The organism is Leptospira noguchii serovar Panama str. CZ214, assembly GCF_000306255.2.
Lineage (GTDB): Bacteria > Spirochaetota > Leptospiria > Leptospirales > Leptospiraceae > Leptospira > Leptospira noguchii.
This window is the reverse complement of sequence record NZ_AKWY02000033.1, coordinates 36,743-55,100: the sequence shown is the minus strand read 5'-3', so window position 1 is coordinate 55,100 and position 18,358 is coordinate 36,743. Positions and strand designations below refer to the sequence as shown.

The window sequence follows — 18,358 nt, the reverse complement described above, 5'->3', positions numbered from 1 at the left end:
AGCTAAAAAGAAAGTTGCAAAGAAGAAATAAGTAAATCTAGCAACACATTTTCATTCTAAAGAAGGGATGAAATTTTAAAACCCGCTTTGAGAAGCGGGTTTTTCTTTTTAAATACACGTTTTCGCTTATCAATTACTCTTAAATACTTAAAAATTCCATTAAAAAGCTCATCTCATCCTTCATCTCGGGTAAAGTATTACCGTAATTCTTAATTTGTTTAGATTCTCCATCCGAATTGATCTCATAAAGACAATATTCTTGATTGGTTGTGGATGATTTTTCTAATTTAAAGAACCGAGTTGGCTTCTTTGAGAAACGGTTGTACAAGGTAAATTTATGATAATAAAATCCGTCTTTGTTTGAATTGATGGGGTAAGGTATAAAATATTCGGCTCCAACTAACATAATATCCGGTTTTACGATTATCATCCTAGCCCAAGTAGAAAGATTGATCGGATAATTTTCTTCTACAAAGGTTTTCTTATACTTAGTTTCCCATATAGATAAGATTTTTTTACGAACATCATTCGCTTGTTTGTGTCTCTGAAGCCCGTTTAAAGAAATTTCAAGAAAAGATAACAAAGAAATCGTCTCATTTTTACCACTTTTAGCAAGTTCAAGTTGAACTAATCTTTTAGAAGAATGAAAATCTTGATTATAAATCTCTTGCCAGATCTTTTCGCGTACTTGTGTCTCTGTACTTTCCGATAAAATAGATAAAGGAAGTGTAATCCATATACAAGTCGTACAAACTAAAGCCAATAAAAATGCTGAATGAGTGGTGTAACGTCTGATAGAAAGTATCATTTCTTCTAAAAAAATCATTTTATAACCTATACAACAAAACGATTCATAAAGAACAAAGCGACTTTAATTCATTTAAACGATCATAAAAACAGATGAGTTTCATTTTTACTTCATCAAAAACTTTGCTTTAAATAACTTAAGTACCATAACTTTAAATCCTAAAACAATCATACTTTTTGAAAATGATAAAGTTAGCTTCTTGTTATCGAGTTAGAGACAATTCCTATTTTATATTAAGGATTGTCTTTCGGAGTCGTGATACCAAGGGAATCTTTTTTCGTTCCATATACGTTCGAAAGATTGAATTCCGTCTTTTTGCGCATATTCTTTTTCTTCTTCGGATAACGGTAATAAGGTTAAAAACCGAACCCGTTTTCCGTTTTCGGAAACAAACTCCGTTAAATCGGGCGTATTTGCAAAAGTGGTAAAATCTCTAAAAAGAATGGAAGTAAAATTCAAATAAAGTGCCTCTGGATCTTTTCTAGACATGGTGATTGTATGTCCATGCCCAAACCACTTAGCCATATTCCAAGGAAAACGAATCAATTCTCCAAGTAAATGTGGAACCCAAGATTCTGATCTTTCCAATCCTTCAGAACCAATTTTAACCGCAAAAATCAGTTCAATTCTTGAGTAGTTCTCATAATCCTTATGAAAGAGTTCCACAGTGGGCATATTTTGAGCGCTCATTCCTATCGTAGAATATATTAGAATTTCTGGATATTTTTCCGATCGAAAACGTGCTATTCCTAATTGAGGATATTTTCCTCCGTCTGCAGACCAGTATTTATCATGTTTTCCGAATATAGATTCCAAGAAAAAAAGCCTTCTTTCCTGAATTTCCTTCCACGTCCCTGATTTAGAACGAACTTCCCAAAAATTTCTAGAAACATTGACACGGTCCGGAATTATTCCAAACTCCGAATTGCCCAAAGGATATGCAGTAAGCGCTTCTACTTTGGCATGAATAGAATATCCATGAAACCCCTTGATTCCAGACCAAGGAGGAAGAAAGGCGATCAAGTTTTCTTTGTAAAAAAGAGCAACTCCATCCCCTTCTTCCGTCCAAATAAAATAAAGGTCCTTTTCTTCTAAAGCAGGGTGTGGTTTTGATTCGTTTACTTCTGTGCGAAGAAGAATCGGAGCCAAACCGTTAGAAAGATCTTCAATACTTCTTTTTTCGGGAGCTTCTGCTCGATTACAAACCCACACGGATTTGATTCCAAATTCGGGATTTTGTTCCGCTTGAAGATAAAGATAAACGGTTCTTCCGTCGTCTTCTAAATACGCGGTAAACGTTCCGTACGGATTGGCTTCTTGGTAAATTACTTTAGGTTCTGCAAAGGAAGTCATCGAATGGGAATCTCTACAATCCTTTGTTTAAATTTTTCTAAAAGAGATCTAATTGCTTGTTCAGATCTAATTTCGTTTAATATTTCAGGAAAATAAAAAGAAGCATTGAGAAGACCAGTAAGTTCGATCTCGTTCCAAGATTGAAAAGAATCTAAAACTAAAATCACTTCTTCCAAAACCGATTCTTGTTTTTTCTTGCAGAGAATGAAAGTCTCCACAGCTCGAATAGGAGTCATTGGTTTTTTATACATAGCACTTAAGACAAGATTTCAATAGAATGGGAATGTTTCAACTCTCTAAAATATGAAAATAGTACCAAAAATTAACGGTATTCTGTTATACAACTTCTGCAACAGACATTATTATTTTTACCAAATCAAAGACTTTAAAATGTAGTTTCCATAGAAACAGTTTCATCCGCCGTTGATGAATTTTTCAGAAAAGTTTAGGAAGAGATTTTGAAGTATTCTTATAGCTCTGAGTAATGAAAAAGAAGAAAATTATTTTTCAACATCTTTAATATTCATTTTTGATTCTATGAAAGAGTTACTACATCCAATTTTTTTTATAACAAAACGAACCATAAATTCGTACATCAAATTGATGTTAGTTTAAAATGAAATAAAAATAGTAAACCGGGAATTTCCCGGTCTCTATCAAGAATTGAATGTTAACGATGGACGTACTGTTTTAAAGCACGAATCGGAACTTTTTCCCGGGAAACCCTGGTTTTATACTGCTCAAATAAAATTAAGAATAGTAGAGTGATCAGAAATAAGTTTTCCATACTTATAGTTGACTACAATTCTTTTAAAAAATCGAATCAATTTTGGAAATTTTTTTCCAAAGTTTTATAAAGCGCTTTGACTTTTTGGAAAAAAATTGACTGAATTAGAAAACGAATCGTTTAAAAAATTATTTATCAATCTTTTAGAATATTCTTAGCTGCAGTTTTAATAGAATTTTTTAACTTCGTCCTATTTCCGGAAGTCAGCTTTGCCATAATTTCAATCGTTTTTACGAACTCTTCTGCGGCAAGATCCAACATATCAGTAAGTCGAATATCGTTTTTTGTAATCGAAGAATTTACAGAGCCTTTACTTTTTTTAGACGTAGTTTTTTGAACTTTGGTCTTCTTCTTTTGGACCATGATTAAATTCCCCTAGGAAAGAATGTCTCATTACGGATTCTATTTTTATAGGAGTTCAAATCCAGCAGAAAGTAATTTCTATTCTAAAAATATTCCCATAACCCGGTAACAATCTATTTTACTTTCAGAAATTTCAAAAACAGACCCATCCGGTCCGATTTCCTGTAACTTAATTTTATCCGGAAATCCTGTTTTAGAGACAAAATCTGCAACTACAAAAAAAGTAGAATATTTTCTAAGATTGAGACAATTTTCAACCTTTCTTCCGTGAAGAAACATAGTTCCTTCTTTTTCATGGGAAGAATCAGGAACCAAAATTAAGTCGGAACCGTTAAAAACCCGAACTTGCCCGGTTCGAACATTCTCAGCCTTTATGTGCATAAATCGATCCAATTCTAAATTTTGCGAAGTCTTGGAAGATGTCTGACTGATCATTTTAAAAATTTCTTTCAGCTTATACTAAAATTCCTTTCAAAATGCCGTTTTCATTTTGGATTTTTAATTTCGAAGAATCAAACCGAAGGCCTTGATCCGTTTTTAAAAGTTCTCCTTTTGAATTGAATACATTTACCATTACATAACGACCCCGTTTCATTTTTACGAGTGCTAATGAATAAGGTGTTTTTGTAATAAATCCTGGATTTAAATTTACAGTCGTAGAAGAATAAAGCGTTCCGATTTCATTGTCATTTGCCCAGTTTTGATTTAAAAAAAGCAGTTTTGTTTTTATCTTTTTCGGTTTTAACTTAGAAGGTTCGGATGAGAAAATTGCTACCGAGTTAATACTGTCAATTCCTCCGTTTCCTCCCAATAAAGTTTTTCCAGGACGTGTAATTAAAACGTTAGGCGCTACTTTAGAATACAATCCGTAATGCGCCGCTACATCTACCAAACCTGTCGCCGCCGAAATAGACATAGCAGCCTGATAATTTAAAATTCCCCCCATTTGATTAATCCGAATTGTTTTACCATTTTTGAATTTTATAATTCCGTTTTTTAGATTTTCTGAAACTTCCTTTTTGGAAATTCCGAAGTATTCAGACGATTGAAGAATTACCATTCCGGTAAAACAGTCATAAATCCAAGCGTAATCAATTTCCTCTCTTTCAATTCCAGCGGAGGAAAAAGCCAGATCCCCTGCTCTTCCGGCAGGTGTGTCAAAACCTCCTTTAAATATAAAGTATTCTGAATGTACTGCTTGCCCAGTTCCAATCAAATACATTGGGGTGATTTCTTTTCTGATCTTTCCCTGAATCTGTAATTTTTTTGCTTTTTTTTCGGATACTAACAAAGTGGCAAATCCATGATCGGTTACAACTGCAATCATAGGTGCTGAATATGGATCGACAACGTTTCTAGTAATTTGTTTTTCTGTGATTTCTTGTCCGTATACACTCGCTCTAGAATTTATAATAGCGTTCGCTCTAAATTTTTTTGTAATTTCTTCGAGATCTTTTTGAGTAATGTTATTTTCATACATCATCCTTTTCATCAAAAGCCCGTACATAGAAATCAAGGTTGCTCCATAATTAAGCTCGTATAACGGATGACATACTGTTTCGTTTAAACGTTTTAGATCGGATACTTGTTTAAATGAGGATTTTGGAACGTCTGCAGCCGCAATTAATACCACTGCCTCCGGATCAGATTGAAGAATTGTTTTCGCTTGTCCCAGAGCGCCTGTAACACTAGCTCCTCCTAAATCTATAAGATGAGAACGAAATCCTGTATAACCGAGTTCATTTGCGATCCGCGCACTATGTCCGTATCCAGTTTTTTCCAAAGACGCCGGTTCTATACTTATAAAATCGGTGAGAATTTCTTTAAGAGTTTCCGGTTTCATTTCTAAAAACTCTAAAAGATCTGATATTGATTTTTTATAATGTTCTAATACTTTTTTTTCCCCAGTCCATTCTTTATATTCCCCTGGAAAGTCGGACGCTATCGAATCGCTTACTCCTAATACAACAGGATTCATAGATTTACCTTTTAAATTTTATTTCTTAAAATAGGTTTAAAAACATCTATATTTATATCAAAACATTATAAAGTTTAAAATGTATTTAGAATTTTAGATATTCTATTTTATAGTGCTAAGTAATATCTTATATAATGTTTAAAAATAAATCGAAAATTTTTAATACGATCATCTCTAATCATAACTTACTGTTTCTGGACTGAAACCAGGGGGGAAAACTTTACATTCTCCTTTTCCGATCGTTTCCCCTTTTTGATTGGTCCAAAGTATTTTCATTTGGATTATTTTCATTTTTTCAATCTTATTTTTTACCTCTACGGCGCAAGTGACTGTGTCTCCAGGATAAACTGGTTTTCGAAACTTGGTTACAGTTTCCAAGGCTACGGTTCCAAGACCGGGCAATTTCATTCCAAGAACAGGCGCAAGTAACGACGCTGCAAGTCCTCCGTGTGCAATTCTGGTTCCGAATATAGTGGTTTTTGCATATTCCTCATTTACGTGAAGTGGATTAAAATCGCCGCTAATTCCGGCAAAAAGATAAATGTCAGTCTCCGTAATCGTTTTAGTAAAACTCGCTTTTTCTCCGATTTCAATCTCTTCATAAGATTTTCCTTTTTTATACATTCTTAATTTCTCCGATTGTCTTATTTTATATTTTTGAAATGAATCTTTACTTTTAGCGTTACGTAAGTTGAGATTATATAAATGAAATATTTTTCTTATTATTCGGACGTATAAAAATAATACTATGCTGAACTTGTTTAAAACTTAGAATATAGTATCTCTCTCAAAAAGCCAATAACTCCGAATTAAATGTAATTTTCTAGAACTTCTGCATCTTTATAAAATCAACTGTTAATTTTTGATACTATTTTTATACGTCCGAACCAGTAAGAAAACCTCTATAAAATTGTAGTCCAATCAAATTTTTTCATAAAATTGCTGTTTTGCGATCGTTACAAAAATAAAAAAACTATTTTATAGAATTTAGTTACAATCCAGATATTTTACCATATAAGGATCAGTAAGTCCTTGAATCAATTTGAATTGGTTATATAAATTTATTTGAATGAAATCCTATTTGTTAGAACAAATATCAGATATTCTATTATATAACTCTAAATAATCATAAAATGGGTAGTTCCCACAAATTACGTCTCTTAAAGTAATTTATAGACTTTTAATACGTTTCTCTGGTAAAAATTATTGTGTTTCTACATTTATTTTTTCAGAGCACTTATATTCTTTGAATATAAGACTACCACAAATCAAATTTTTACAGTAAGATCTACCTAGTTTCAGATGGCGACAGTAAGTGGTAAAACCCTAGGAGCTTTTCTCAATATAATTCATAAAATTATATTCTAAATTATGAATATATTTTTTTCTCTATACAAAAAACTGACACCGGAATGATACGTTATCTAAAATCCGGCCTTTAAATATTCAATACTCTCTTCTATTTCTTTTTCGGGTGGATTTAAATTTCCAAATGCGCGCAATAATTCCTTGGTTTCTCTTTCATTTAATTCCTTTAAATATACAATTCCCTTAATATATCTGGCAGTGAGATAATATACGAGTATATTAAAATCCCTTTTTTTATCGTTAATTTTATAATGCTCGTCATTTTTCGTTAAATCCCATAAACTTAATTTTAAAATCGTTGTCAAAGTCAATAGATCCGCAAATCCAAACTCAAAGGCTTGTCTTTTTTTTCTTTCTGAATTTTCTCCCACGGTCTGAATTAAAATATCTAAAGATTGTATCAATTTGCCAATCGGAGCATCTTTCATTTTTTCTTCGAAAAAATTTCTTACTTCTTCCGTGGACATACTTTGGATTATTTTTTGATAAGATTCGTATCCTCCATAACTCGCGGATATAATACTTCTTTGAATTTCCGAAGTTCCTCCCCCAATCGTTCCCAACTTTACATCTCTGTAAAATCGACTTACTGGAACCTCTCTCATATAACCCATTCCTCCATGAATCTGAACCGCATCAGAAGCCACCTCTTCACTTACTTCAGAAGCAAATACTTTCAGAATAGAACTTTCCATCGGCAAACTTACGTTAGGTTCAGAATCTTTTTTACGTGCTACAAAGTAGGTCATTCTTCTTGCTGCACATAGATAAACCCAAATTCTCGCAATTTTTTCCTTGATTGCAAAAAAGTTCAGAATTGGTTTTCCAAATTGTTGCCTTTGCCATGAATATCGAATACAACTTTCTAATATGTTTTCCATTCCTCCCATCAAAGCAGCAAGAAGTACGGTTCGTTCCCATTCTAAAGTCGCTTTTCCAATTCTTAAAAATCCAGAGTGCAAAGGACCCAATAAATTTTCATCTGGAACATGCATATTTTCGAATACAAGTTCCGCAGTTGTAGAAGTGTTATGTCCTAACTTTTTTAGAACTTTAGAAACACTGAATCCTTTGTTTTTAGATTCTACGATAAACGCAGAAATTCCCATCGGTCCACGAGACTTTGTAGTTCTTGCCATAATGATAAACACTTGGCCAATCGGTCCGTTAGTTATGAAAGTTTTACTTCCATTCAGAATAAATCCATCTTTCGTCTTTTCCGCGTAAGTTCTCATTCCAGCGGCGTCCGATCCAGAATCGGGCTCGGTCAATCCCAAACCAGCGATCCATTCTCCGCTTGCTAACTTAAGTAAATATTTATTTTTTTGAGCTTCAGTTCCTTGAAATAAAATCGGAAGACTTCCTATAATCATATGCGCTCCCCAAGAAAGCCCAAACCCAGAGTCCAACGAACCCGCGTTAAACGCTTCTTGTGCAAGACAACATTGAAAACAATTTCCTCCTTGACCTCCGTATTCTTCTGGAATAGGAATTCCTAATAATCCCATAGAACCCATTTCTTTCCAGAGTTCATTATCCCAAATACAACCTTCGTCCCTTTGTTCCACAGAAGGGAGAATCCTTTCTTTTGCAAATTCTTTGACCGTATTGTAAAAATCCAGGTCTTCATTTTTTATATATGGATTTAAAAATAACATCTCAGTTCATTAGCTCCAGTATATTTTAAAGTATTTCACTTTGTTTGATTAAATTGTTCACAATAGGACCATCAATTCTACATCCAAATAGAAAATTTATTTTACTTGCCTATGATAGATCCATAAGAAGTTAAATTAAAATTTCTATAAAAACAAATTCTTAAAGGAGCCAATAACTTTTAAACAACCCAAACATACTCAAGAAAACATTTGCAGATAAATTTAACTCTTAAAATATTGATCAAATTAAAATTTTATTTATTATAAATCAAGAATATATTGACTCTATAAAATTTTAATTTATAGTGATTGCAAAAATCACAATCATATTTGTCACTACAAAGAAGTATAAAATAATACTGCGAGTTTGTTTTAAAAGTTAAATATTTAGCCCTCTTAAAAAATCCTCTAATTTTAGAATGGCTCAATTTGTTAGGATTTTTACATTTTCGCAAAATCCCTTTTTTATTTTTGATGTTTTTTCTTCGTACATGATTATAGCAAAACGAAGTAGTTCCTACAAATTACATCTCTAAGATAGTTTATAGAATTTTAATATGTTTTTCTCTGTTAAAAATTGTATGAGTTCATACATTTTACCGAAAAACCCAAATCCATGAGATTCTCTACGATCAAAATAATAGAGTTGTTGAAAAATTTCATAGTGACGATCAATAAAGCTACTTCAACCGACCGTTTCCATAAAACAGATGGAGATTCATTTTTCAATGACTCTATTATTTTCAAAAGTAATCTTTTATAATAAAAAATACTTTTAATCTGTTTTACAAAAAACTCTAAACAAGATTTTTGAAATCGATTTTCAAAGACTTCAACAAGTCCAAAAATTGTTTTTCGTCGTATACGGTGATTCCAAGTTCATTCGCTTTTTCTAATTTAGATCCGGCACCTGGACCAGCCAAAAGATGAGTGGTTTTTGAACTTACAGCGCTCACCTTCCTTCCTCCATAATAAACGATCAGATCCATCGCTTTATCTCTTGGCTGGAAATTTTCAAAAGAACCGGTTACACACCAGGATTGTCCCACAAACGGTTGTTGATCCGCAACCTTAACAGGATCCGCTTTCATTTTAAGATCCGCTTTTTTAAGACGTTCTATAAGTTTTAAAACTCTTTGATCAGAAAAATTTTCCTGAAAGGCTTGGATCGTGGAAGGTCCAATTCCAGGAATTTCCAAAAGAGATTCTATCTTTTTTTGATCTTTGGCAATAGAAAGAATTTCGTTCATAGAATCAATTCCATGTTCGATTAACAATTCTGTTACTTTGTGACCGAGTTCAGAAAGCCCAAGAGAAGGAAGTAAAAAACGAAAATCCTTTTGTTTGGATTGTTCTATCCCTTTGAGAATAATGTTTACACTTTTTTCTCCAAAACCTTCTTCCTCCATTAGCTTTTCTTTTTGATCTTTCAGATCATACAAGTCCGCAATAGACTTTATATAATCGTGATCATACAAGAACTCGATCTGTTTATCTCCGAGTCCTTCAATATCCATCTGTTTTCTCTGACAGTAAAAGATAATTCCATTTTTCACACGATCGGGACAATCTGGATTAGGACAAAATAGATCGACTAAACTTTCTTTTTTAATCGTTTGAGTATTACAGGAAGGGCAGCGGTCCGGAATTTTAAAAACGTCTTTACCGGGAGTGATCACTTCTTCCACTGCAGGAATAATTTCTCCACGTTTTGCCACTCTTACAATCGCACCAATCCCTACCCCAAGCTCGTCTATATAATCTTGGTTGTGAAGAGTCGCAAACGTAACGGTCGTCCCTGCAAGATTCACAGGTTCTATTTCCGCTCTAGGAGTAATTTTTCCAGTTCGACCAACCGCATAAGTTATATCTACGATTTTACTTTCTTTCATAATTGCATCGAATTTATACGCTCTTGCCCATCTAGGAGAATGAGAAGTATAACCAAGTGCATCCCGTTTAGAAATATCGTTGAGTTTGATTACAAGGCCGTCAGTCGGAAATCCCAAAGAATCTTTTTGTTTCTTAAATTCCTGGATGATTTTCGCAATTTTAGATCCAGTCACAAAAACCGTGTTAGGTGGAATTGGAAATGTAAGTTTTTCGAGTTTGGAAAAAATCTCTTGGTGTGTTTTAAATTTTTTTTCCAGACTCGGAAAGGTTGCGTCGTAAGTAAAAATTCTAAGAGGACGTTTTGCCGTATCCGAGGAATTCTTTTGTTTAATAGATCCGGCAGATAAGTTTCTTGGATTTGCATATTTGCCGGAAGAAAGTGCATTAAATTCTTCAAAATCCTTAAAAGTCATAAAAACTTCGCCACGAAGATAAACCGTTATAGGCTCCGGCAAACGAAGAGGAATATTTCGAATAGTTCGAATATTGTCAGTAACGTCGTCCCCAATTCCGCCGGAACCTCTAGTGACTCCGTTTTTAAGAATTCCATTTTCATAATATAGTACAATAGAAGCACCGTCTATTTTCCATTCTACTGAGTATAATTCTTCCGGACCAGTTTTATTGACCCATTCTAATAACTCGTTGTCGTTATACGTATTGATAAGAGACAATACCGGAAGTTTATGTTGAAACTTTTCAAAATCCTTATCTAGATCAGAACCCACCACCAAGGTAGGACTTGCAGAATCTTTAAACTGCGGAAACTTTTCCTCTAAATCTTGAAGTTGTCTGAACAACTGATCGAAATCAAAATCAGAAATTTTCGGATCGTTTTTTACGTAATAGAGATATTGATGATGACGGATTTTGTCGGAGAGTTTGACTATAAGTCCTTTAGCCTCTTTCTCCGAAAGAGTTTTCTGAGAATCTTCCTTTTTCTTTGGCATATTGTGTCCGGGTTAAGATCAATAAACTGGAACTTTGAGATATTCCATCGGATCGGTGCGATTGGATTCTCCGATCCAAATTTCATAATGTAAATGAGGTCCGGTGACGTTTCCAGTAGAGCCGACTGTGGCGATCAAGTTTCCTTTTCGAATCTGCTGACCGTCTTTTACGAAAATTTTAGTACAATGTCCGAAAAGCGAAAAGTAACCGTTTGCATGTTGAATTACGATATGATTTCCATAACCTCGGTTGGAATAAATGACTCGATGGATCTTTCCGTTACCAGTCGCATAAATCGGAGTTCCGGGAACGTTTGCTAAATCAATCCCATCGTGATATTCCATATAACCAGTAGTAGGTGATCTTCTGGTTCCGAAATAAGAAGTAAGGTTGTAAGAATACAAAGGTTCTCCAAAAGGAATCGCATCCATTACATCATATCTAAGGTTTAAAAAATCGTAAACGCTATCCATCAAAGGGCGATGTTTATCCATATAAACCCGCGCGGTTCTATATCCGTAGATTTCGGAAAGATAACTTCTTCCCAACATAAGATCCTTGTCAGCCGATTCTTCAGTTTTTAATTCCGCGAGTGCAATCGTTTCTATATCAGACTCATCAGGAAGTTTTAACATCTCATCTCCGTGTCCGTCGATTAGAGAATAAATTTCCTCTAAATTTTCAGTAAGAGCCAGAAAGTCGTCTTGAACTCCTTCTAACTGTTCCGAATATTCAATGTATTCGTCAAAATATTTCCCATAAATTTGAGATAGTGCGTTGATTTGTTTTCTTGTATTATTGTATTTTACAATTCCGAAAACAGCGATTCCCAAAATGGAAACCAAAAGACTAAAAAGAAAAAAAATCGTAAAAACTGATATTTGAAAATGAAAGGATTTATCAAAACCATGAGGAATGAGGAGTACGGTCAATCTTTGATGACCTTTCTCTTTAACCCGATCCAACCGTTTGCGGATTTGTTTTTCCATAGGATTTAAGACTCCTGGCTAAGAGTCTACTTAGGTGAAATACAGGTCAAGTGGAAACCAAGCCCATAAGTATTACTTATGTAGATCTAATGAGACTAAAAACTTTAGAGTGAACTTAACGTGAACTCGATATAAGAATTTGTCCCAAAACCGGAACAGATTTTTGTAACTTAACGTTTTGATAAGGCAAAATTAAGTTTTGAGACACACTATAATTAAAAAGTAAAAGCCACCATCAGAACCTATTCAAAATATTATTATTTTATAATATATTTTACATTATCTACGATCTAAAGAAGCTTCAATTAAAGTATCCACATCTAAAGAAACTGGATTTTTTTTCATTGTTTCTTGATTATAAATCTTATTTTGAACTTTGGATTCAGCCTCTACAGTCGTTCCATAAATTTGTTCCTGAACCCAAAACTGAAGTTCATTACGTGCAAGTTCAGCTTCTTGGTTTTCAAAAAAAGTCAACCAAACAATCGAGCTGGAAAAAAACGCAGATAAAAATGCAATCAATCCAAATTGAATCATTTTCCAGCGACGTCTTTTATAAACCGCGTCGCAGATTTTAGAACTCCAAACTTTACTAGAAAGTCTGTCCGAAATTTCTTTGTCGAATCCATTTGATTCCATTCTGCTTTTGATCCTATATCACTGCTTATCTACCAAGTTCTTTTTCAACATCTGCTTTCCACGAAATACTCTAGATTTTACGGTTCCTTCCGGAATACTTAGTTTTTCCGCGATCTGTTGTTCCTTATATCCTTCACCTACAAGACTTAGCACAGATTTATATTTCCAAGGAAGCATTGCTAAAAGATCCTTCAATTCAAAATCAGTGAAACTGATAGATTCTTTTTCTTGATTAGAATTATCGAAGATCACTTTCTCTTTTAACTTACTCGCAAGAGCCGTTTGTCTGGATCTCTTTTGATTCATTCTCAAAGATTCGTTTCTTGCAATGGTATAAAGCCAAGTGCTTATGGAAGAATCTCCTCGGAACTTATTTGCAGAAAGACTTTTGTAAGCCCGGAAATAAGTTTCCTGTACTACGTCATCAATGGAATCGTGAAATTCCTCGAACAGATTCTTTTTAATCGCCGAAAGTACAATATGTTTCGTTGAATCGATTAATTCGGTAAATTCTTTTTGCTCCATGAATACCTCAGTGTAAGATTCCTTGTATTGGAAGGATGATTCTCTCCGGAGAAAAAAGATTCACAGGGAATTTAGGCTCCGGACGTTGTTCTTTGATTTTGGACTTTTGATCCTGAGTGAGTATTTTTTCTATAGCCAAACGGTGCGAAATTTGATTGATCCGAATTTCGGCTGAGTATTTTCCTATCTCGACAAGTAGTTTTCTGATTTTTACAAGATCCACGTTAGGCTTCATTAAAAGTCCTTCCAGTTCAATTTCGATAGGAGAAATTTTTTGGAGCCACCTAAGATGTTCCTTTTTATGTTTCTCATTGATCTTAGAAATCTCATCCAATTGTTTTTCGGAAAGTGCAAACCTTTCTCTTACAGTATCTACATTTCCAAAAACTAAACCAAAACTTCTCAATTGCTTAATCGGCGCCAACTGCCGAACCGGAGTAGAATTAGAATCCACACCGGAACGTAATCCCATTAACTCCTGGGAAAAAACAACCGCCGGAGCTAAAAAACAACCGGCGACAGTAATTCTGACAAACGAACTCAGGAGATTCATTAGGTTTTTACTCAATAGATAAGACCCGTGGCTCAAGGTTTTGTTTCCTGTTTCGAAAATTTTTCCTGATTCAGATTCGCTGAAAAGTAAAAAAGGACTTTTTCTATTAAAATTTCGCTTGTAAGTTTATACGAAAAAATCACTGATTTTGAAGGATTCCAAAATTCCGTGTTTCAGTTAGGTTATTTCAAAAAATCCAAGTTTTACACTCGAAGTTTTTTCTTTTTTTGTATCCTTATATCCATTCCCATTACGATCGATTTCAGTTTTGAAGAATTATATCTTCATACAGAAAGATTTCAAAATCACAGATCGGCAAAACCCGCAACGGTCGCGGTAGTTCCAGGAGCTTCCGTTTATAAAAACGAACCTTCCGCAGTTTTAAAAGACAGATTAGACTGCGCTTTAGAACTGTATCACCAAGGTAAGGTAAAAAAAATCCTTCTCTCTGGAGATAACGGCTCTATTTATTACAACGAAGTAAAACCTATGTTACTCTACATTCTTAAAAATGAAGTGAACGAAAAAGATATATTCGTGGATCATGCGGGTTTTAGAACGTTAGACACATTGATCCGTGCAAAGGAAATTTTTCAAATTCAAGATTTGATTTTTGTCAGCCAAAGAGTCTACCAACCTAGAGCAGCGTTTCTTGCAAAAAAAATCGGTCTTAAATTTCAGGCCTTCGAATCTGATCGAAGAATTTATACAAGTGGACCTTTCAGCAGATTTAGAGAATTTTTTGCAAGGACTTTAGCTTGGATTGACATGAATTTATTCAAAACAAACCCTAAATTTTTAGGGGACCCTTTTCCAATCAAAGGAAGCGGGGTCAAAACCTGGAAAGGTTCCGTTCTTTAAAATTTTTGAATCTATTTTTTGATTTTAAAATCGTAAATTTGAATATCCACTTTTGTAATTTTTAATATGCCTGAACGTTAAATTCAAGCACGGCTGTAGAACCAGAATCTGAAAGAATTTGAAAATTACCTTTTATCTGTTTGGTCAAAAGTTGAATCAATTCAAAGCCAGAGGTTTTTGGCTTCAACCAAGTTTTAGAATCGGATATTCCAGAACCATCATCCTCAATTTGAAGACGATATTTATTTCCTTCTTTATGAAACCGAATGACAACTTTCCCCATATCCGAAGAAAACGCATGTTTTAAAGAATTAGATAAAAGTTCACTAAAAATCATAGCGCAAGGTATCGCATATTCGATTCTTAAAAAAACCTGTTCTGTTAGATTTTCTATTTTTACGGATTGTTTACCAAATTTATGAACTAAATTTATAACTATTTTTTCAATCACTTCTGAAAAATCTATGTCAAAATAATTTTCGGACTTATACAAATAATTATGAACTTCAGATATTGCTAATATACGATTTTGAAAATCAGATAGTATATTTCTAATATTACCTTGGTCAGAATGGCTGTGCATTTCCACCAAACCGGAAAGAACCTGAAGGTTATTTCTAACTCTATGATGAATTTCTTGTATTAATTCGTTCTTTTCCTCAATGGATCCATGGAGAGTTTTTACGGCGATAATCGAAATTACAGAAAACATGAAAAATAGAGCGATCCGATCGACCATATGAATAGATTCGTGATTTTGTTGCATTAAAAGCTCTTCCATAAAAATCAAAGCAAAACAGTAAACTGCGATCAAAAGAGTTCGTTTTACATTTGCAAAATATAAGAATATCATAATAAATATAGCCAAAACAATATTCTTATTACCTTCGTCCAAAGGAGAATTTCCCTGCGAAAGTCCAAAAAACCAACCAATACTAACAGCAATTACACTTGCAATCAAAACAATTTTGAGGGCCAATTCAAACTTTTTTCTCAATAGAAAAAACAAGGACACTGTAGATGCAATCATGATGATCAAAAAACCAGGTCGTAATAGATTGCCTTTCACAAACCAAACATAAAAATTTACAGATACACCTAATAAAATCGATACCACATTAAAAATGAAAAGATGGAACGCCCTATTTCGAGTAAGATAATCCCTGTCTTTATAAATATGATTGGTCAATCCTGAAAATTTCATTCGCTTACCTCTTCTTTCCACCCGCTCGAGAAACAAAAAACTCACTCTATTTAATCAGACTTGAAGAGAAAATATTTTTTTACAAAACAATTTGTAAAGTATAGTGAATTCAAACACAACGACAGTTTTTTGAAAAGTTAGATTATACTTTCTAACATCACTCAATTATTATAGAATTATAACTTGTTCAGTCTTCTTCAGATCGTGTTAAATTCTAAAACCGTAGTAAAACCACCTTCGGAGAAAATTTGAAAACGACCCTTGATCTGCTTTGTCAATATTTGTATCAAAGTGAAACCAGCCGTTTTCGGCCTAGACCATATTTTAGAATCCTTGATTCCAGAACCGTTGTCAGAAACTTGAAGGCAATATTTACCTCCTTTTTTTCGAAACGAAATTTGAACGGTTCCTTTTTCCGAATGAAAAGCGTGTTTTAAAGAATTGGATAATAATTCGTTGAAAATCATAGCACAAGGAATCGCACTTTCGATTCTTAAAAAAATAGATTCAGTTTCGGTTTCTATGTTGATAGAACGTTTTCCCAATCTATGTGAAAGATTTAAAATAATCTTGTCCATTACCTCCGCAAAATCGATTTCGAAATAATTTTCAGATTTATACAAATAATTATGAACTTCAGATATTGCTAATATACGATTTTGAAAATCGGATAGTATGATCTGCAGATTCTCCTTACCAGATCCACTATGCATTTCCACCAAACCGGAAATAACCTGAAGATTATTTCTAACTCTATGATGAATTTCTTGTATCAATTCATTCTTTTCTTGAACGGATCTATATAGAGTTCTTACCGTAAGAATTAAAATCACTGAAAACATAAAAAATAATCCGATTCTATCCGCAGTGTAAACGACGTCGTGTTCTTTAAGATAAAACTCATCTATAAAAATCAAAATAAGGCAGTATAACATGACAAAGATGGTTTTTTTAACATCCGTAAAAAATAAGAAAATCATAATAAATATACTCAGAATGATATTTTTATTACCTACGTCCGGACCCGCATTAGGAATTCCCCAAAACCAACCCGCAGTTACAGAAACAATACTTGCAAATAAGATTATATTTAAAGCCAGCTCAATTTTTTTTCGCAACAATAGTATAAAAGAAATCAAAGATGCAAAAGTCATAACGGCAAACCCCACCCTAAAAAGTTCTCCTTTGGCAAACCATAGGAAAACTGCGGATGAAAACCCCAAGAGTGATGCAGCAATATTAAAAACAAAAAGATGAGTAGCTCGTTTGCGAGTTAAATAATCTCTATCTTTATAAATTCGTTCAATCAAACCAAAGAATGACTTCACTTTTTAACTCCGCTTAGAAGAAATTTTTTAAGTATTATTTTCTTCTAAAATAATAAGACGGAATTCGTTAAAAAGATACAATTCCATTTAAAACAAATTTAAAGCTGTTCTTTTCAAAATCCTTTCCTATTTTGACCGGAATCGTTTTGAAAAACTATCCCGTAAAAATAGTTTGAAATGATATTTTCAATCTTATAACGAAACCAGATCAAATAATCCTTATCAATGATAAATTGAAACTTCCGAATCTCTTAAGAAGAGAGTTGTTGAAAAATTCCATAATGCCGATTAACAAAACTGTTTTAATCGACCGTTTCCATAAAACAGAAATAGATGGAGAATTTACTTTTTAGCAACTCTAATATACAAATCAGAAAACATGGCAACCGAATAATCGCTGCTAAACAAGAGAACAATTCCTTTAAATCTTTTTAAAACGTATCACTTCCGTAAATACTATGACTATCTCCTCCCACATTGCTAGCACCGCTGTTAGAAGAACTTGTTCCACTTGCCCGGTTTCCACCACTACCTCTACTATTATTAGATCCGTTACCATTTCTGGAAGAAGTCCTAAGTCTACAATTGTCTTTACAGGTGTCACACATTTGGTAACAAAGAAACGGTACCGCAGCAGACCGGTTTCCGCTTTGCGAATCAGTCGATAAAAGTAAACAAGTGGATAGCTGAATCTCACAGTTTTTTTCACAACTGGTTGTATTACTCGCACAAGACCCAAATAATAACATTAAAACCCCAAGTAAAAAATAATAGAATCGTTTCATCGTTTTTTTCTCACGCCAGTTTGTAAAAAAAATCTCTTAAATTATTTTAAAATTTTCTAATGTACATTCAGACCAAGTAGTATGTCCTTGAACGGTTACTACACGCGGTCTGTACCAGACCTAATGAGAAGTTTTACAATCTCCGGATAACGACTGTAAGACGCGATCATTAAAGCCGTATGGCCTTCCCTTGTCCTTGTGTTCACGTTAGCTCCAATTTGAATCAGATATTCAGCAATTAGATATTCCCCTTCTTTGGCGGCAATCATCAAAGAAGTATAATTTTTAAAAAATAGACTGGCACCGAAAACGAGA

The 18,358-nt window shown here is 33.7% G+C and carries 17 protein-coding genes and 1 pseudogene; 1 reads left to right on the top strand and 17 read right to left on the bottom strand.

What is annotated here, in order from left to right; translation table 11 throughout:
* Nucleotides 1-139 precede the first annotated feature (139 nt).
* The 13 genes from LEP1GSC059_RS17090 to LEP1GSC059_RS17030 all read right to left on the bottom strand — a co-directional run bounded on the left by LEP1GSC059_RS17090 (nt 140) and on the right by LEP1GSC059_RS17030 (nt 13,865).
* On the bottom strand, nt 140-826 hold the full coding sequence (locus LEP1GSC059_RS17090) for a hypothetical protein (protein ID WP_002176917.1): 687 nt from the start codon (nt 824-826) through the stop codon (nt 140-142).
* Nucleotides 827-1,036: 210 nt separating this feature from the next.
* The gene (locus LEP1GSC059_RS17085; RefSeq protein ID WP_017213789.1) at nt 1,037-2,161 is read right to left on the bottom strand and encodes a suppressor of fused domain protein; all 1,125 of its coding nucleotides are present in this window, start codon (nt 2,159-2,161) and stop codon (nt 1,037-1,039) included.
* Nucleotides 2,158-2,412 (bottom strand): hypothetical protein, encoded by a 255-nt coding sequence (locus LEP1GSC059_RS17080; RefSeq protein ID WP_017213788.1) that lies wholly within the window; start codon nt 2,410-2,412, stop codon nt 2,158-2,160. The genes LEP1GSC059_RS17085 and LEP1GSC059_RS17080 overlap by 4 nt, the downstream gene beginning before the upstream one ends.
* A 671-nt stretch (nt 2,413-3,083) precedes the next feature.
* Nucleotides 3,084-3,311 carry a hypothetical protein gene (locus tag LEP1GSC059_RS17075; RefSeq protein WP_002176904.1) on the bottom strand — a complete coding sequence of 76 codons (228 nt, stop codon included), beginning with the start codon at nt 3,309-3,311 and terminating at the stop codon, nt 3,084-3,086.
* 78 nt (nt 3,312-3,389) lie between these two features.
* Nucleotides 3,390-3,746, bottom strand: coding sequence for a hypothetical protein (locus tag LEP1GSC059_RS17070; protein WP_002176892.1), 357 nt, complete (start codon nt 3,744-3,746; stop codon nt 3,390-3,392).
* 19 nt (nt 3,747-3,765) lie between these two features.
* A complete protein-coding gene (locus LEP1GSC059_RS17065; protein WP_017213787.1) occupies nt 3,766-5,289 on the bottom strand; it encodes a thiolase family protein in 1,524 nt (507 codons plus the stop codon).
* A gap of 174 nt (nt 5,290-5,463) precedes the next feature.
* Entirely contained in the window at nt 5,464-5,913 is a 450-nt protein-coding gene (locus tag LEP1GSC059_RS17060; protein WP_017213786.1) for a MaoC family dehydratase, read from the bottom strand.
* An 800-nt stretch (nt 5,914-6,713) separates the two neighbouring features.
* Nucleotides 6,714-8,315: an acyl-CoA dehydrogenase family protein gene (locus LEP1GSC059_RS17055; protein WP_017213785.1), complete on the bottom strand. Its 1,602-nt coding sequence runs from the start codon at nt 8,313-8,315 to the stop codon at nt 6,714-6,716.
* A 797-nt stretch (nt 8,316-9,112) separates the two neighbouring features.
* Complete coding sequence (ligA, locus tag LEP1GSC059_RS17050; RefSeq protein WP_017213784.1) at nt 9,113-11,158, bottom strand: NAD-dependent DNA ligase LigA; 2,046 nt, start codon at nt 11,156-11,158, stop codon at nt 9,113-9,115.
* An 18-nt stretch (nt 11,159-11,176) separates the two neighbouring features.
* Nucleotides 11,177-12,148, bottom strand: coding sequence for a M23 family metallopeptidase (locus LEP1GSC059_RS17045; RefSeq protein WP_002176866.1), 972 nt, complete (start codon nt 12,146-12,148; stop codon nt 11,177-11,179).
* Between the two features lie 279 nt (nt 12,149-12,427).
* On the bottom strand, nt 12,428-12,787 hold the full coding sequence (locus LEP1GSC059_RS17040) for a hypothetical protein (protein ID WP_002176918.1): 360 nt from the start codon (nt 12,785-12,787) through the stop codon (nt 12,428-12,430).
* 18 nt (nt 12,788-12,805) lie between these two features.
* Nucleotides 12,806-13,312: an RNA polymerase sigma factor gene (locus LEP1GSC059_RS17035; protein WP_002176878.1), complete on the bottom strand. Its 507-nt coding sequence runs from the start codon at nt 13,310-13,312 to the stop codon at nt 12,806-12,808.
* A gap of 7 nt (nt 13,313-13,319) precedes the next feature.
* Nucleotides 13,320-13,865 (bottom strand): Spy/CpxP family protein refolding chaperone, encoded by a 546-nt coding sequence (locus tag LEP1GSC059_RS17030; protein WP_017213783.1) that lies wholly within the window; start codon nt 13,863-13,865, stop codon nt 13,320-13,322.
* Between the two features lie 168 nt (nt 13,866-14,033).
* Between LEP1GSC059_RS17030 and LEP1GSC059_RS17025 the strand changes: the two genes are divergently transcribed.
* Nucleotides 14,034-14,726 carry a SanA/YdcF family protein gene (locus LEP1GSC059_RS17025; RefSeq protein WP_017213781.1) on the top strand — a complete coding sequence of 231 codons (693 nt, stop codon included), beginning with the start codon at nt 14,034-14,036 and terminating at the stop codon, nt 14,724-14,726.
* Nucleotides 14,727-14,787: 61 nt separating this feature from the next.
* Here LEP1GSC059_RS17025 and LEP1GSC059_RS17020 read toward each other — a convergent pair whose 3' ends face one another.
* From LEP1GSC059_RS17020 to LEP1GSC059_RS17005, 4 genes and pseudogenes are all read right to left on the bottom strand, one after another.
* The gene (locus LEP1GSC059_RS17020; RefSeq protein WP_017213780.1) at nt 14,788-15,930 is read right to left on the bottom strand and encodes a sensor histidine kinase; all 1,143 of its coding nucleotides are present in this window, start codon (nt 15,928-15,930) and stop codon (nt 14,788-14,790) included.
* 197 nt (nt 15,931-16,127) lie between these two features.
* Nucleotides 16,128-17,258, bottom strand: a complete 1,131-nt coding sequence (locus tag LEP1GSC059_RS17015; RefSeq protein WP_020981106.1) for a sensor histidine kinase — start codon at nt 17,256-17,258, stop codon at nt 16,128-16,130.
* A 431-nt stretch (nt 17,259-17,689) separates the two neighbouring features.
* The gene (locus tag LEP1GSC059_RS17010; protein WP_081099814.1) at nt 17,690-18,043 is read right to left on the bottom strand and encodes a hypothetical protein; all 354 of its coding nucleotides are present in this window, start codon (nt 18,041-18,043) and stop codon (nt 17,690-17,692) included.
* Nucleotides 18,040-18,336 (bottom strand): annotated as a pseudogene (locus LEP1GSC059_RS17005) (ankyrin repeat domain-containing protein); the annotation flags it as partial. The gene LEP1GSC059_RS17010 and the pseudogene LEP1GSC059_RS17005, both read right to left, overlap by 4 nt.
* Nucleotides 18,337-18,358 lie beyond the last annotated feature (22 nt).

Coding starts and splice junctions, on each gene's coding strand:
- LEP1GSC059_RS17090 (WP_002176917.1), bottom strand. CDS start 826: ATGATTTTTTTAGAAGAAATGATACTTTCTATCAGACGTTACACCACT.
- LEP1GSC059_RS17085 (WP_017213789.1), bottom strand. CDS start 2,161: ATGACTTCCTTTGCAGAACCTAAAGTAATTTACCAAGAAGCCAATCCG.
- LEP1GSC059_RS17080 (WP_017213788.1), bottom strand. CDS start 2,412: ATGTATAAAAAACCAATGACTCCTATTCGAGCTGTGGAGACTTTCATT.
- LEP1GSC059_RS17075 (WP_002176904.1), bottom strand. CDS start 3,311: ATGGTCCAAAAGAAGAAGACCAAAGTTCAAAAAACTACGTCTAAAAAA.
- LEP1GSC059_RS17070 (WP_002176892.1), bottom strand. CDS start 3,746: ATGATCAGTCAGACATCTTCCAAGACTTCGCAAAATTTAGAATTGGAT.
- LEP1GSC059_RS17065 (WP_017213787.1), bottom strand. CDS start 5,289: ATGAATCCTGTTGTATTAGGAGTAAGCGATTCGATAGCGTCCGACTTT.
- LEP1GSC059_RS17060 (WP_017213786.1), bottom strand. CDS start 5,913: ATGTATAAAAAAGGAAAATCTTATGAAGAGATTGAAATCGGAGAAAAA.
- LEP1GSC059_RS17055 (WP_017213785.1), bottom strand. CDS start 8,315: ATGTTATTTTTAAATCCATATATAAAAAATGAAGACCTGGATTTTTAC.
- ligA (WP_017213784.1), bottom strand. CDS start 11,158: ATGCCAAAGAAAAAGGAAGATTCTCAGAAAACTCTTTCGGAGAAAGAG.
- LEP1GSC059_RS17045 (WP_002176866.1), bottom strand. CDS start 12,148: ATGGAAAAACAAATCCGCAAACGGTTGGATCGGGTTAAAGAGAAAGGT.
- LEP1GSC059_RS17040 (WP_002176918.1), bottom strand. CDS start 12,787: ATGGAATCAAATGGATTCGACAAAGAAATTTCGGACAGACTTTCTAGT.
- LEP1GSC059_RS17035 (WP_002176878.1), bottom strand. CDS start 13,312: ATGGAGCAAAAAGAATTTACCGAATTAATCGATTCAACGAAACATATT.
- LEP1GSC059_RS17030 (WP_017213783.1), bottom strand. CDS start 13,865: ATGAATCTCCTGAGTTCGTTTGTCAGAATTACTGTCGCCGGTTGTTTT.
- LEP1GSC059_RS17020 (WP_017213780.1), bottom strand. CDS start 15,930: ATGAAATTTTCAGGATTGACCAATCATATTTATAAAGACAGGGATTAT.
- LEP1GSC059_RS17010 (WP_081099814.1), bottom strand. CDS start 18,043: ATGAAACGATTCTATTATTTTTTACTTGGGGTTTTAATGTTATTATTT.